This is a genomic window from Brevibacterium sp. UCMA 11754 (assembly GCF_021532275.1).
Classification (GTDB): Bacteria; Actinomycetota; Actinomycetes; order Actinomycetales; family Brevibacteriaceae; genus Brevibacterium.
Genome location: NZ_JACBOT010000021.1, coordinates 139,468 through 152,629, shown reverse-complemented (window position 1 = coordinate 152,629; position 13,162 = coordinate 139,468). Strand labels below are relative to the sequence as shown.

General features: G+C 65.6%; 9 protein-coding genes. 7 read left to right on the top strand and 2 right to left on the bottom strand.

The genetic code is table 11. The annotated features are described in order from the left end of the window. Position 1 precedes the first annotated feature (1 nt). The 4 genes from HX613_RS09710 (at position 2) to HX613_RS09695 (ending at position 6,426) form a co-directional block, all read left to right on the top strand. On the top strand, positions 2–2,017 hold the full coding sequence (locus HX613_RS09710) for a sensor histidine kinase (protein WP_235345134.1): 2,016 nt from the start codon (positions 2–4) through the stop codon (positions 2,015–2,017). Between the two features lie 202 nt (positions 2,018–2,219). Further along, the gene (locus HX613_RS09705; RefSeq protein ID WP_222103668.1) at positions 2,220–3,437 is read left to right on the top strand and encodes an acetyl-CoA C-acetyltransferase; all 1,218 of its coding nucleotides are present in this window, start codon (positions 2,220–2,222) and stop codon (positions 3,435–3,437) included. A 93-nt stretch (positions 3,438–3,530) separates the two neighbouring features. Next, positions 3,531–4,265 (top strand): response regulator, encoded by a 735-nt coding sequence (locus tag HX613_RS09700; RefSeq protein ID WP_235345133.1) that lies wholly within the window; start codon positions 3,531–3,533, stop codon positions 4,263–4,265. A gap of 196 nt (positions 4,266–4,461) precedes the next feature. Continuing rightward, positions 4,462–6,426 carry a penicillin-binding transpeptidase domain-containing protein gene (locus tag HX613_RS09695; RefSeq protein ID WP_235345131.1) on the top strand — a complete coding sequence of 655 codons (1,965 nt, stop codon included), beginning with the start codon at positions 4,462–4,464 and terminating at the stop codon, positions 6,424–6,426. A gap of 36 nt (positions 6,427–6,462) precedes the next feature. Here HX613_RS09695 and HX613_RS09690 read toward each other — a convergent pair whose 3' ends face one another. Beyond that, positions 6,463–8,055: a succinic semialdehyde dehydrogenase gene (locus HX613_RS09690; protein ID WP_235345130.1), complete on the bottom strand. Its 1,593-nt coding sequence runs from the start codon at positions 8,053–8,055 to the stop codon at positions 6,463–6,465. 69 nt (positions 8,056–8,124) lie between these two features. On the opposite strand from HX613_RS09690, the gene HX613_RS09685 reads away from it, so the two are divergent. The 3 genes from HX613_RS09685 (at position 8,125) to HX613_RS09675 (ending at position 12,220) form a co-directional block, all read left to right on the top strand. Continuing rightward, complete coding sequence (locus HX613_RS09685; protein ID WP_235345129.1) at positions 8,125–9,327, top strand: amino acid deaminase/aldolase; 1,203 nt, start codon at positions 8,125–8,127, stop codon at positions 9,325–9,327. 8 nt (positions 9,328–9,335) lie between these two features. Then, a complete protein-coding gene (locus HX613_RS09680; RefSeq protein ID WP_235345128.1) occupies positions 9,336–10,685 on the top strand; it encodes a D-arabinono-1,4-lactone oxidase in 1,350 nt (449 codons plus the stop codon). 125 nt (positions 10,686–10,810) lie between these two features. Further along, complete coding sequence (locus tag HX613_RS09675) at positions 10,811–12,220, top strand: MFS transporter (protein WP_235345127.1); 1,410 nt, start codon at positions 10,811–10,813, stop codon at positions 12,218–12,220. 2 nt (positions 12,221–12,222) lie between these two features. Here the strand turns inward: HX613_RS09675 and HX613_RS09670 are convergent, their stop codons facing one another. Continuing rightward, positions 12,223–13,155, bottom strand: coding sequence for an alpha/beta hydrolase family protein (locus tag HX613_RS09670; RefSeq protein WP_235345125.1), 933 nt, complete (start codon positions 13,153–13,155; stop codon positions 12,223–12,225). Between the last annotated feature and the right edge of the window lie 7 nt (positions 13,156–13,162).

Here is a 13,162-nt window from a genome sequence, read left to right as displayed (position 1 = left end):
CATGCCCAAGGATCAGCGTGCCAAATTGTCAGGAGGACTGACAAAATCAGTGGGACGTGTGAGCCGACGAATGAAGCTCGGCGTGGCCGGGCGCATCATGTTCGCGAACTCGATCATGCTCGTGGGCATCATGGTGCTGACAACGAGTCTCCTCTACATCCAGCTCTCCCAGCTGAACCAGAAGCGCGAACAGGACCTGCTGCGCTCTGCGGCTGACAATATGTCTATCTCGCTGAGCCTCGTCGGGTCCGGTGAGACCAGTCCGGCCGATTTCATCGACCAGGACTCGCATGAGAACGTCGAGACGATGCTCGACAATGTCGTGAGCGAATACGACTTCGATGTGGCCGCAGTCGTCCCCATCGACTACCTTGTCACTCCTCCGTCCCTGGGTTCGTCGAACCGGCAGGAGCGCAACGAAGCGAATATCGTGTCCTCCACCTCGGGCGATGTGCCCGATGGCTCCATCGATCAGCTCGCCGCGGCAGTCGATGGTTCGAAGGTCTCCGACGGTGAGTCCATCGTCCGCTTCCTCGACGACGGCGGCCCCGGCGGGGGCACGATGTACGTCATCAGTCCGGTCTTCGCAAAGCACCTCGGCGTCGATGGCGTCGGTCCCGACACCGTCGTCGGTGCCGTCATCGTCGGCAACTCCGCCGATTCGGTGCGGGAGGGCTTCTTGGCCCAGAGCAACTGGCTCATCGGCATCGCCATTACGACTCTGGTCCTGGGCATCGCCGCCTCCTGGGCGACCTCCCGCGGCCTGCGCCGAGTCACCGGCGACTACGGGGCCACGGAGCTGCGCAACATGCTCGAGTTCTACTCTTCGGTGCTCAAGGCCGTGTCTGAAGGCCTGCTGCTCGTCGACCGTTCGACGGGCATCGTCCTCATCAACGCCGATGCACGCGAACTCCTGGGGCTTCCCTCTGCCGGCGAGGGCTCCACGGGTGAGGAGATCCCAGGCACCGACGACCCGGTCGGGGCGACCTCGCCGATCGGCGGCATCGCGCTGCGCGACCTCCATCTGCCCGATGCCCTCATCGATCTGCTCTCGTCTGGTCGGTGGGCCCGCGATGAGATCCATTACACCGACGATCGGGTGCTCGTCGTCAACCAGCAGCCCACCGATGCCGCCAGCGACACCTGGGTCGTGACGATGCGCGACCACACCGAACTCGCCGAACTCTCCGGCGAACTCGTCTCCGTCCGATCGTTCTCCGACTCACTGCGCGCACAGACCCATGAATACGCGAACCGGCTCCATATGGTCGTCTCCCTGCTGGAGACCGGACATGTCGACGAGGCGATCGAATTCGCGGCCAAGGACCTCGATGACCTCAACCGGGTCACCGGCGATGGCCAGATGAGCTTCGACCACCCCGTGCTCTCCGCACTGCTGCTGTCGAAGATCGCCCAAGCCGCCGAGGTGGGCATCGACATGACGGTGGACACGGCGGGACTCTCGGGCCGCCTCGGCGGGGACGACCGTGACCTGGCGACCATCCTCGGCAACCTCATCGACAATGCATTCGACGCCCTGAGCAGGCAGGACGTGCTGCCTGAGCACAAGCGGGTGCATGTGCACCTGAGCGGGACAGGCGGGGCAGGCGGCTTCACGATCGAGGTCAGCGACGATGGTCCGGGCATCGACGAAGAACACGTCGACGCGATCTTCGAACGGGGCTGGTCGACCAAGCACGACGGCGTCGAGACCGACAAGGGACTCGGCCGGCAGGAGACCGGCACCCGTGGGGTCGGACTGTCACTGGTCGTTCAGGCGATCCGCCGCCTCGGCGGGGCCGTGGACGTGCAGGGCCGAGGCGAGGACTGCGACGATTTCCAGGGTGCTGTGCTCACGGTGTGGCTGCCCGACGATGGGTACGTCGATCCCGGTGCGCTCGGCCAGACATCCGGGCTCCCCTCCGCGCGGATTGCGGCATCGAACCAGCCGCCGACGGGAAATCCGCCCACGGGGCCGATCCAGATCGTGCGCGGCGACCGCGACGACCGCGACTGAGCTGCTCGGCGGCCCGGCAGTTCGAGCCGACTTCGCAGGCGGTCGGCAGCCTGAGCTGCTCAGCGGGCGGTCGCCTGTGGTGGGCGACGTCCCAATGAATGAAACATTTCCGCGACATCGCGTGGATCCGGCTTAGGCTGTGCAGGAATGCCGGGCCGACGACCACGCGTCATCGGCTGAAGCGAATACGAGTGGAGGAACTATGGACCAGGACATCGTCGTTTGCGAACCGCTGCGCACCGCGATCGGAGGATTCGGAGGACAGTTCCGCGACATCCCCGCCCACGAGCTCTCCGCCACCGTCGTCCGCGAACTCATCGCCAGGACCGGACTCGATCCCGAACTCGTCGCCGACGTCATCATGGGACAGGGCTACTCCACCTCCGAGGCTCCCTGCATCGGCCGTGTCACCGCACTCGACGCGGGCCTTCCCGTGACCGTGCCCGGCAAGCAGGTCGACCGCCGCTGCGGTTCCGGACTGCAGGCGGTCATCGACGCCTCGATGGTCGTCGGCTCCGGCAACGGAGACTTCGTCATCGCCGGCGGTGTCGAATCGATGTCCCACGCACCCTTCTACAACGACACCATCCGCTGGGGAGTCCGCGGCGGCAACGCCGAATTCACCGACTCCCTGGGCCGCGGCCGCACCACTCCGGGCGGAAAGAACTACCCGGTACCCGGAGGCATGCTCGAGACCGCAGAGAACCTGCGCCGCGAGTACTCGATCGGCCGCGAAGAGCAGGACGAACTCGCATACAACTCACACCAGCGTGCAGCCGCAGCTGCCAAGGACGGTCGCTTCGCCGAGGAGATCGTGCCGGTGACGATCCCCGGCACCCGCAAAGTCGCCGAGCATCAGGTCGACGCCGATGAGCACATCCGTCCCGACACCAGCATCGACAAGCTCGCCAAACTGCGTCCCATCCTGGGCAAGGGTGATGACCAGGCGACGGTCACCGCAGGAAACGCTTCGGGACAGAACGACGGAGCTGCCGCGAGCATCGTCACCACCCGCGCTGCCGCCGAGGCACAGGGGCTCAAGCCGCTCGGCCGCCTGGTCAGCTGGGCAGTGGCCGGCGTGCCGCCGAAGACCATGGGCATCGGCCCCGTCCCGGCCACCGCCAAGGCACTCGAGAAGGCCGGGCTGAGCTTGGCCGACATCGACCTCATCGAACTCAACGAGGCCTTCGCCGCCCAGGCGCTGTCCGTGACCCGCGAATGGGGCTTCGGCAAGGACGACTTCGACCGCCTCAACGTCAACGGCTCCGGAATCTCCCTGGGCCACCCGGTCGGTGCGACCGGCGGTCGGATCCTGGCGACGATGCTGCGCGAGATGGAGCGCCGCGACGCCCGCTACGGACTCGAGACCATGTGCATCGGCGGAGGTCAGGGCATCGCCGCAATCTTCGAACGCGCCTGAGGATTGACAGCGTTCCAGTCCTGTGTCACGGATGTGCCCAGGCTGTAACACGAACAGCGGCAGACCCGCAATCGCGACGGTTAGACTGGCGGCATGTCAGATACAACTGAGCCTGAGTCGAGCATCGGTGTGCTCGTGGTTGAGGACGAGGCAGTCGCCGCCCGAGCCCACGCGAAGTACATCGAGCGCATCGACGGCTATCACCTGGCGGGCGTGGCGAAGAACGCCACTCAGGCGATGGCTGCTCTGACCGGAAAGATCTACGGTCTCAATGCGGACTGCATCAACCTCGTCCTCCTCGACATGAACCTCCCCGACGGCCACGGACTGCAGGTCTGCCGGGCCATCCGCGGTCATCGCGTCGACGTCGACATCATCGCCGTCACCGCGGCCCGGGACATGCAGATCGTGCAGGAGGCACTGTCCTACGGTGTTGCCCAATACATCATCAAGCCGTTCACCTTCCCGGTCTTCAAATCCAAACTTGAGGCATACTCCTCCTTCCGCAACAGCCTTGGCGGGGACAGCACCGAGGGCGAGGTCACCCAGACCGACGTCGACACCGCAATCGCAGCACTGCGCACCCACACGGTGACTGCGACTGCCAAGGGCGTCCCGGATGCCGTGCAGACCGAAGTGAAGTCCGTCCTCGACGCCAAACCCGGACAGTCCGCCGCCGAGGTCGCCGTTGGTCTCGGAGTCTCCCGAGTGACCGCACGTCGGTACTTGGAGGCCATGGCCGACGCGGGCATGCTCGCCCGCCGACCCCGGTACGGAGCGGCTGGCCGGCCGGTGCTCGAATACACCGTCGTCACCGAGGACGCCTGAACCACCCCCTCGACACCCGGACCCCCATCCCCGCCACCCCTCGACGCCCGGACCTCTATCCTCACCATCCCCGAGACCCGGACTCGTACCCCACCCGCTCGTACCCCACCCGCTCGTACCCCACCCGCTCGTCCACTCATGCGCTCGCGCCCCCCGGCATGTGGACTTCCCGAGTGACTGCATCGATGATTGACCTATGACAAAGAAGTCCACAACCTGGCTGGCGATCGCAATCGTCGTCGTGCTGCTGGCCTGCGCGGGCACCTTCGCCTTCTTCACATTGCCGCTCAAGGCAAAGACGGCAGCCGAAGACGCCACCGCCGACCTCAACAGCGGGACCATCGAATCGAGTGTCTGGTCGGATGAGAAGACGGCGAAGAAGCTGCACGAACTGGTCCTCGGAACTGTCGCTCAGAGCATGAAGAAGCGCTCGGTCGAGCTCACCGGCACCGAGAAGCACGGTGACGACGTGATCGCGAAACTGAAGTGGACATGGACGAACCAGGATGGAGAGCCCTGGGAATACAGCTCCGAGCTTCCTCTGCACAAGAAGGGTCTGCTCTGGTCAGCCGAGCTCACCCCCACGGTGCTTCACCCGGACCTCGACAACGGACGAGTTCTCGTCTCGCAGAAGAGTCCCGGCGCACGTGGTGCGATCCTCGGTGAGGACGAGAAAGAGCTGATGGCCGAGGGGCCCGTCGTCGATATCGGCATCCACCCGGCCAAACTCGACGAAGCCGGCGGCAACAGCAAAGGTGGCCAGGACACTCTCACCACGCTTCAGGACGAACTCGACATCGATCTCAAGGCGCTAAAGGAGCGCATCGACAAGGCCGAACCCGAGCAGTTCGTTCCCGTCATCACCTTGCGCGAGAGCGACTACAGACAGGTCAAGGACACGATTCACTCCCTTCCCGGCACCGTCTTCAACTCGCACACTCAGCCGCTGAGCCGGAATAAGGGCTTCGCGGGTCCGACGCTGGGAACGGCCGGGGCCGCCAGCGCCGAGGAGGTCGAGGCCTCGGATGGAGAGCTCACCGGCGAGTCCATCGTGGGCAAAAGCGGACTGCAGAAGGCCTTCGACGAAGAGCTGAGCGGGCCGGGCAGCGAAGCGATCTACATCGCGGACGCCGAGAAGGACGGCGGCGACGAAGGCGCCGGCGAAGGCAGCGATTCCGACGAAGGCAAGGCCGCCGAGCCCGTGCTGGTCCACGAATTCCCCGATCATGACGGCGAGGACATCACCACGACACTCAATGTCGGCGTGCAGGAGGCCGCAGACACAGCGGCCGCGACGGGCAAGAAGCCCACGGCTCTCGTGGCGATCCGGCCCAGCGACGGTCACATCATCGCTGTGGCCAACCAGGATCCCGAAGGTGCCGCCTGGGACCGGGCGCTGACCGGGCAGTACGCGCCCGGCTCGGTGTTCAAGGTCGCCTCGGGTCTCGCCCTTCTGGAGTCAGGAGTCGATGCGAAGACGACCCTCGACTGTCCGAAGACCACGACGGTTGATGGAAAGAGCTTCAAGAACGCCGAAGACCATGTCCTGGGCGAGGTGGCCTTCGAAGATGACTTCGCCGAATCCTGCAACACCGCATTCGTCGATGCCGCGGAGAAGGTCTCGGCCTCGGACGTGGCGAATGCGGCATCGAGCCTGGGCATGGACGACATCGATCTCGGAATCGAGGCGAAGATGGCGACCGTTCCCAGCGACGATGACGCGGTGACGCACGCGGCGCAGATGATCGGCCAGGGCAAGGTCAACTCCAGCCCTCTCGCCGTGGCGGTGATGGCCGCCTCCGTGGCCGCGGGAGACACGGTCGATCCGCTCCTCGTCGCCTCTGGTGATAGCGAGGACGGCAGGGACAGCGAGACCGAGAGCGGACAGGCGATCGACGCCGATGCGGCCACGACGATGCAGAAGCTCATGCGCCGCGCAGTGACCGACGGGACCGCCGATGCGCTGCAGGGCGTCCCCGGCGAACCGGTCCACGGCAAGACCGGCACCGCCGAATACGGTGGCGAGACCCCTCTGCGCACCCATTCCTGGTTCGCCGGGTATCAGGGCGACGTGGCCGTGGCCGTCCTCGTCGAGGACGGCGGATTCGGCGCCGAGGCGGCTGTGCCGGTTGCGAAGAAGTTCTTCACAGAGCTCAACTGAGGAAGGACCTCACCCTATCTGCGCTGCGGAAGAATCTCACTTCATCCGCAGCGCGCGCATGACTTCGAAGGCCGTCGTCAGGGTGCGAGCGAAACGGGACTGATCGATCGGGCCGAATGGGGCGATGGGAATCAGGTTCTGCTCGGCGATGCTGTGCGTGTGCGTGAACTGGTAGAGACCCTCAACGCCATGTCGATGGCCCATTCCTGAAGCCTTGACGCCGCCGGCAGGGGAATCGATCGACCCCCAGGCGGCTACGTATGCCTCATTGACATTGACCATCCCGGAATCGAGTTGTCGAGCTGTTTCGATCCCGCGGGACTGGGAGTAGACGCTGGCATTGAGGCCGTATTCGGAAGCGTTGGCTCGTTTGATCGCCTCCGCATCGCTGGCCACCGGATACACGGCGACGACAGGCCCGAAGGTCTCCTCAGCAAACAGCTCGGCGTCCTCGGTGACATCGGTGAGCACGGTCGGCGAGTAGAAATACGGGCCGAGCTCCGGGACCGGGTGGCCTCCTGCGATGATCCGAGCTCCGCTGGCTCGTGCCTGTTCGACGTGCTCGCTGACCCGGGCAAGCTGCTTCGGCCCAGCCAACGACCCCATTCCCGGCCCATACGCGTAGTCGGCGCGCAGTTCGAGGTTCCGGGTCGCCTCGGCGAAATGGGCACAGAACTCGGGGTAGAGATCCTCATGGACATAGATGCGCTCGATGGACAGGCACAGCTGGCCGGCCGAGGAGAAGCACCCGCGCACCGCCCCATCCACGGCCGAGGGAAGCTCGGCATCGGAGAGGATGAGCATCGGGTTCTTTCCGCCGAGTTCAAGGGCGGTCGGAAGCAGACGTCGAGCAGCCTCGGCGGCAATGGAGCGTCCCGCAGCGGTCGAGCCGGTGAAGGAGATCCCATCGGCACCGGCCATCAGGGCAGGGCCCACCTCTTTGCTGGGTCCGGGAACCAGCTGCCAGGCCTCCGCGGGCAGGCCGCAGGCAATGGCCAGACGACGCATGATGATGGCCGTCAGGGTTGTCTGGCTGTCAGGTTTGTGCACCACCGCATTGCCGGCGGCCAGAGCCGCAAGCAGGTCGGTCGCGCCCAAAGTCAGCGGATAGTTCCAGGGGGTGATGAACCCGACGACGCCCAGGGGCGTGCGGGTGACCTCTGTGCGTGTGAGGACGGGAACGGCACCGCGGCGGCGCTCCGGCCGCAGACGGGCGGGAGCGGTCACGCCATAGTGACGGCACACATTGTAAGTATCGAGAATCTCGTCATAGGCGTGGATGCGGGCCTTGCCGGTCTCGTATTGGATGATGTCGAGGAGGAGATCCTCGTGTCGGCGCAATGCAGAATGCAGGCGCAGCAGCACTCGGGCGCGGTGCTCGGGGGACCGTGCGGCCCAGGCCTCGCCGGCGATGCGCGCAGTGGCATAGGCCCGTTCGATATCAGCCGGGGTGTTGATGGAGAAGCGGGGGAGTTCGAGGCCGGTGAACGGGTCGGGGCTGACCATGGGATCGCCGCTGCCTGACGCCTCGGCGTAGGGATCACTGTCGAGGAATTCGCGGAGCCGATCGGTGACATGGGTGATTTGGTCCGAGGGGGTGGCGGTGCTGGTGGCGTTCGTGTGCATCATGCCTCCGTGTCGTCAGCGAATGGGTGGAATGCGGCCTGTGGAACCACTAACTTACGCTACAGTATCTTCATGGTCTCACGTGAACTGCGTCACGCACTGAAGGGGGTCGAGGACCCCGTCGCTGTGATCGATCTGGAGGCGTTCGACGCGAATGTCACCGCCTTGGCCCAGCGCGCTCAGGGCCTGCCGATCCGCGTCGCCACGAAGTCGCTGCGGACTCCCGCTGCGATCGACCGCGCGCTCGCCCATCAGGGCTACTCGGGTGTCTTCGCCTATTCTCTGCCGGAGGCGTTGGCCCTGCACGCCCGCGGAGTCCGTGACATCCTCGTCGGCTATCCCACCGTGGACCGGCGCAGCCTCTCCCAGATGTTCGCCGAGGCGGGGGCCACGCAGAACATCACCTTGATGATCGACTGTCCCACCCACCTCGACATCATTGACAGTGCCCGTGCGGCTGCGGCTGCTGGCGACGACGCACAGACGGTCCGCGTGTGTCTCGATATCGATGCGGCCTACCGCCTCGGCGAGGGGGTGCTCGGCAGTCGGATCCACATCGGGGCCAGGCGCTCGCCGATCCGAGATTCGGCCTCTGCGGTCGATCTTGCCGAACACGTCATCGCTCGCCCGGGTATCGACCTCGTCGGGCTGATGTCCTATGAAGGACAGATCGCCGGGACCGCCGACGCTGGGGCAACGGCCAGGCAGGTGATGGTGCGCGCCATGCAGAGGCGCTCGATCGCAGAGCTGAGGGTGAGGCGCTCAGGCATCATCGACGCAGTGCGCGCGCTGACCGAGCTCGAATTCGTCAACGGCGGCGGCACCGGGTCCTTCGAATCCAGTGCCGCCGAAGGCACGCTGACAGAACTGGCCGCCGGCTCAGGGCTCTTCTCCCCGGGATTCTTCGACGGCTACACCCACTTCCACCATGAGCCGGCCGCGTACTTCGCCACCCCTGTGGTGCGCCGGCCAGGACCCGGCTGGGTCACGGTGTTCAAGGGCGGTTTCATCGCCTCCGGCGTGCCCGGAGCGGACCGTGTCCCGACGATCGCCTGGCCGCAGGGGCTTGACTACGCGGGCCTCGAAGGCGCGGGTGAAGTCCAGACCCCGCTCACCGGTCCCGGCACCGAGGACCTTCGCATCGGCGACCTGGTCTGGTTCCGGCATGCGAAGGCCGGTGAACTCGCCGAGCACTTCAACGAATTCCTCGTCGTCTCCGGTTCGCAGGTCATCGACACCTGGTCGACCTACCGCGGACAGGGGTGGGCGCTGTGAGCGGGCGCGTGAAGACTGCTCGAAGGCTGTTCCGGAACTGGTCAGGCCACGTCCACGCCCATCCGCACACCTTCCTCCGGCCCACCTCGGCGGGGGCGCTGGCCGAGATCCTGACATCCGCGGCCGCTGCCGGTCACCGTGTCCGACCTGTCGGTGCCGGGCACTCATTCACCCCCGTCGCCGCAGGTGACGACGTCATGATCAACCTTGACCACCTCAGCGGAATCATCACCGTCGACGAGGCGAGCGGGCGGGTGCGCTTCCACGCCGGCACCCGGCTGCGTGATATCCCAGCTCTGCTCGCGCCGTTCGGACTGGCCCTGGCCAACCAGGGCGACGTCAACCCGCAGGCGCTCGCCGGAGCGATCTCGACGAGCACACACGGGACCGGGCTCGGCTTCACCGGATTCGCCGGAACCGTCACCGGTCTCTCGCTGATGGGCCCCGACGGTGCCGTCCGCAACCTGTCCCCGACGAGTGAGCCGGAGATCTTCGATCTGGCCCGCGTCGGGCTCGGCGTGCTGGGCATCGTCACGGAGATCGAGCTGCAGTGCGTGCCGGCCTTCGACCTCATCGCCGAGGAACTCGTGACGGATGTCGACGAACTGCTGGCCGACCTTGAGCCGCGGATGCGTGCGGCCGACCATTTCGAGTTCTACTGGTTCCCACACACAGATACCGCTCTGACCAAGACGAACACCAGAGTCGGTCTGGGTGAGATCGGCCCGGGCCACCTCGCCGAGGCAGGGGTGCGCAACCGGATACTCAACCTTCTCGACAAGGAAGTCGTAGAGAACGGTGCCCTGCGTCTTGCCGTCGAGCTCGGCGCCGCAGTGCCCAAACTGGTGCCGCACATCAATCGGCTCGCCCAATCCGCGGTCTCAGACCGGACGTACCGGGCACCGGGACACGACGTCTTCGTGACACCTCGGCGGGTGCGGTTCAACGAGATGGAGTACGCGGTCCCCTTCGCATCCGGCGCCGAGGTGATCCGGGAGATCCGAGCCGCCATCGAGTCGAGAGGGTGGACGATCTCATTTCCGATCGAGGTCCGATCGGCGGCGGCCGATGACGTTCCACTGTCGACGGCCTACGGGCGAGAGACGATGTACATCGCCGTGCACCGGTTCGTGAAGGAAGACTTCGCCGAGTATTTCCGTGTCGTCGAAGGGATCTGCAGGAGCCATGGGGGCCGCCCGCACTGGGGCAAGATCCACAGTCTGGGCGCCGGCGATCTGCGTGAGCTCTATCCGCGTTTCGAGGACTTCTGTGAGCTGCGGATCCAGTTGGATCCGCAGGCGATGTTCGGAAACCGATTCACCGACTCCCTGTTCGGGCCGGACTCACGCGCGAGCTGAGAATTTCCCGCTGACCTGCCCGCAGGCGCTCACCAGCAGTAAAGTGGCAGGAAAGTCTCGATGGCTTGCCCTATCCGGAGTCATTGGGAGAGTGCCGCAGCATTCCCTAAGAAATGGAATCCTCGATGTCAGATTTCGAATCGCAGGCCCAGTCGGACCCCGCAGCCTCCAACAGTCCGGAGAAGGACAAGGGGCGCCGTCGATCGATGATGGTTGCGGCCTTCGGCACCATCGTCGAGTGGTACGACTTCTCGATCTTCTTCTACGTCGCGACCATCCTGACCAAAGAGTTCTTCGGCGATCGGCCCGACTCGCTGCTGCTCACCCTTGGCGTCGGAGCTGCCGGGTTCCTATTCCGGCCGCTCGGCGCCATGGTCTTCGGACACCTCGGTGACAGAGTCGGCCGTAAGTCCGCACTGGTTGTCTCCGCTGTGCTCATGGCCGTCGCGATGCTCGGCATCGCCGTCATGCCCGGGTACGACACGATCGGCATCTGGGCAGGCGTCGGCATGGTGTTCTTCCGCTGCCTGTCCGGCTTCTCCGTGGGTGCCGAATACACCGGCATCATGGTCTTCCTGATGGAGTCGGCCGGCAGCAAGCGGCGCGGACTCGCGGCCAGCTGGGCGGCGGCCAACAGTGAGGTCGGGGCTCTGCTCGCGGTTGGGTCGGGAGCGCTGCTGGCAAGCACCCTTTCGGCCGAGGCGATGAGCTCCTGGGGTTGGCGAGTCCTGTTCATCCTCGGTGCGCTGCTCGCTGCACTGATGATCCCGCTGCGTCGGATGATGGAGGAGACCGACACCTTCAAACGTCTGCAGGCAGCGGAGAAGGCGAAACAGCTGCAGACGAAGCAGCTGCAGGCGAAGGGTGACGATCCCGTCGTCTCGCGTGGTCGCTCCCCGCTGCTCATCGCCTTCCTCCAGCAGCCCCGCGCGATCCTCGTCGCGTTCCTCATCTCCTCGATCGGTTCGGTCAGCTACTTCCTCAATATCACCTACGTGCCGACCTATATCGAAGAGGTCTCGCAGGTGGAGAACTCCGGGTCCCTGGCACTGGGCACGATCGCCGCCGTCGTCGCGATCGTCATCACCCCGTTCTTCGGCATCGCCTCGGACCGGTTCGGACGGAAGAGGACTTTGGCCGTGCTGATGGCCGTCTTCATCCTCACCACCATCCCCGCGTACGCGCTGCTGGCCGACGGGAACTCCGGGGTCGCGATCTTCGGCGTGGCATTCCTTGCCGTGCCGGCAGCCGGCTGGAGCGCTGTGGCGGCGGCCATGGTTCCCGAGCAGTTCACCGGCACCAGCCGGTTCTCCGGAATGGCCATCGGCTACAACGTGGCCACGGTCCTCTTCGGCGGACTCTCGCCGCTGATTGCGACCGCACTGATGTCCTCCACCGGTCTGACGCTGGCTCCGGCGATCTATGCAACCGTCATCGTCGTGGTGGCAGGCGTTCCGACGCTGTTCCTGGCGCGCAATATGGCAGGCAGGCCTTTGGCGGAGGTCGATCGCGACAAGGATCTCGTCCCGGCGTGAGGTCAGTTCTGGGGGAGGCGCTCCAGCAGCCACGAGATGATCTCGGGCCAGGCTCTCTTGGCGACCGAGCGTCTCAGCAGGCCGTGATGACCGATTCGGGAGACCTCGAGTTCCTGCGGTGAGAACGTGCGTCGTTCCACCTCGGCGAGGCGGGCATGGTCGAGGAGTGCGTCGACCTGCGCCGGTGATGCCCAGTTGTCGTCGCTGGTCCCGATTGCGAGCACCGGGGTGCGCAGGCGGGCCATCCGAGTGGAGGCTCCCAGCGTCGGATCGTCGAAGAAGTACTCGGACATGCGCACCCACCGGCCCCATTCGAGCATGGCTGCGGTGGGGATGTCTTCGCCGAGGCCGAGACGTCTGCCTGGTGCGTAGCCGACGAGGGGACTGATCAGGGGGCCGAGCACCCGGAGGATGAGACCGACCCTCAGCCGTTCGGCCAGTGGGTTGATATCGTGCAGTGCCGCTCGTGAGGTGCCCACGGTGACGATTCCGTGCAGATCTTCGGCGGCGTTTCCCAGCAGCAGGGCATGCCCGCCGAGGCTGTGCCCGAGAGCAACCTTCGGCAGCTCAGGGAATTCGTTCGCGGCCCAGGCGGAGACGGCATTCGCGTCCTGCTGCATCCAATCGCGCATCCGCAGCCGGGTGTGCTCCCGTGCTGGACCAGAGGCCGCAACGCCTCGCACATCGTAGGTGAGCACGGCCAGGCCGCGTGTGACCGCATAGTCGGCGAAATTCGTGTAGAAGCGGGCCGGCGTCGCCGTGGCGGAATGGATCGTGAGGAGCCCGACCGGGGTTTCCCGAGGCATCAGCAGCGTGCCGACGATGCAGCTCTGTCGGTCGGATTCGCTGCCGTCGGGACTGCTGTCACCGGCGGCAGCGGTGTGCGGGCTGCCGGGAACCGGGATGCGCACGGAACTCATCATTGTGCTCGTCATGAGCACA

Bases quoted from the DNA above. Each gene is read 5' to 3' on its own strand.
- HX613_RS09675 (WP_235345127.1), top strand. From the start codon at position 10,811: ATGTCAGATTTCGAATCGCAGGCCCAGTCGGACCCCGCAGCCTCCAAC.
- HX613_RS09710 (WP_235345134.1), top strand. From the start codon at position 2: ATGCCCAAGGATCAGCGTGCCAAATTGTCAGGAGGACTGACAAAATCA.
- HX613_RS09705 (WP_222103668.1), top strand. From the start codon at position 2,220: ATGGACCAGGACATCGTCGTTTGCGAACCGCTGCGCACCGCGATCGGA.
- HX613_RS09700 (WP_235345133.1), top strand. From the start codon at position 3,531: ATGTCAGATACAACTGAGCCTGAGTCGAGCATCGGTGTGCTCGTGGTT.
- HX613_RS09695 (WP_235345131.1), top strand. From the start codon at position 4,462: ATGACAAAGAAGTCCACAACCTGGCTGGCGATCGCAATCGTCGTCGTG.
- HX613_RS09670 (WP_235345125.1), bottom strand. From the start codon at position 13,155: ATGACGAGCACAATGATGAGTTCCGTGCGCATCCCGGTTCCCGGCAGC.
- HX613_RS09690 (WP_235345130.1), bottom strand. From the start codon at position 8,055: ATGATGCACACGAACGCCACCAGCACCGCCACCCCCTCGGACCAAATC.
- HX613_RS09685 (WP_235345129.1), top strand. From the start codon at position 8,125: ATGGTCTCACGTGAACTGCGTCACGCACTGAAGGGGGTCGAGGACCCC.